This is a genomic window from uncultured Rothia sp., assembly GCF_937976295.1.
GTDB lineage: Bacteria > Actinomycetota > Actinomycetes > Actinomycetales > Micrococcaceae > Rothia.
Genome location: NZ_CALJRY010000304.1, coordinates 1 through 1,512, shown reverse-complemented (window position 1 = coordinate 1,512; position 1,512 = coordinate 1). Strand labels below are relative to the sequence as shown.

Here is a 1,512-nt window from a genome sequence, read left to right as displayed (position 1 = left end):
GTCTTTACCGGTGGCGATTTCGCGTACGTTGAGTCGGCAAGCGGCGAGAAGGTTGAGCAGGCTTTCTTGGCGGGTTACGAGGTGGGCACCGGCGAGTTGCGCCGTTCCTTCCGTCCGAAGATTAACGGTCAGGTGAAGTCGGTTGAGGCTCTGCCGAACGGCCTGCTTGCCGTGGGCGGTTCCTTCGACCAGGTGAACGGCGAGTACTACAACGGTTTCGTGATTCTGGATCCGCAGACCGGCCAGGTGGCTAAGGATTGGGATATCCGTGTGGTCAGCCGCATCACTTCCCTGCCGGTTCAGATTAAGACCCTGCACGTGCGTGATGGTTACCTGTACATTGGCGGTTCCTTCACTCACCTGAAGGGCCAGACTTCCCCCACCTACGCGTATGCGAGGAACCTGGCTCGTATTAAGTTGAGCAACGGCGAGGTGGATTGGAACTGGCGTCCGGTCTTTAACGGCACGGTCAACGGTGTGAGCGCTTCCGAGGGCAACGCCGATGTGTACGTTGCTGGCTACTTCACTCAGCTGAATAATCAGGAGGCGTTCCGTCTCGCTCATATGCAAGGTAGTAGCACGAACCCGCTGACCTGGAACCACCGTCCTTCGTACACCCCCAAGAGTGCCCAAACCTGGGATCTGAAAAACGAGCGCAGGATGTGGGGTTTCCAGTTCGATGTTCAGGACGCTGGCTCCTCTGTCTGGGTGGGTGGCACCGAGCATATGATTAGCCGTTACGAGAAGAGCTCGATGCGCCGCACCGACAGCGCGATTACTCGTGAGGGTGGCGATTTCCAGGATCTGCATCTGAGCGGCAACACTATTTACGGTGCGTGCCACTGCGGTGATTTCCTCTTCCAGGGTGCAGATACGGTCTATTCGGAGTGGGAGAACGCAACTAACGCTCAGACCATTCGTCTGGTAGCTGCGTTCGATAAGGACAGCGGCAAGATGCTGCCGGAGTTTGCACCGATTATGAACGGTGCGTATGGCTATGGTGTGTGGGAGTCCTTCGTGGATTCGACCGGCACTCTGTGGGTTGGTGGCGATATCCGTAAGTCGCTGGGTGCTAACGGCGTGCAGCAGACCGTTGGTTTCGCACGTTATGCACCTCGCGATGTAACGCCTCCGGCTCCCCCGAGCAACTTGAAGGTTACGACGAACGGTTCTAAGGATCAGCTGACCTGGTCGGGTATTTCCGAGCGTGGGGTGAAGTACCAGGTTCTGCGCGATGATCGTCCTATTGCGACGGTTACGGGCACGAGCTATTCGGTGGATCACCGCGACGGCGCCCGCTACTATGTGCGTGCGGTAGATACTGCGGATAACTATTCGGCGAGTACCGAGGCTGTCCAGGCGGCATAACCCCTCATCAGGGCAATATCCACTTTTATGACAAATAATTTTAGTGATGTTCGCCCTATTGTCCCGGGCTGGTTTTAAACCAGCCCGGGACTTTTTTGCACATAGTGAATCTATTTCATTCATTTACATGAAGGTTTTTTCATG

1 pseudogene is annotated in these 1,512 nt (G+C 55.9%); it reads left to right on the top strand.

The features are described from left to right. Positions 1-1,368: pseudogene (locus Q0216_RS08175) on the top strand (fibrinogen); the annotation flags it as partial. Between the last annotated feature and the right edge of the window lie 144 nt (positions 1,369-1,512).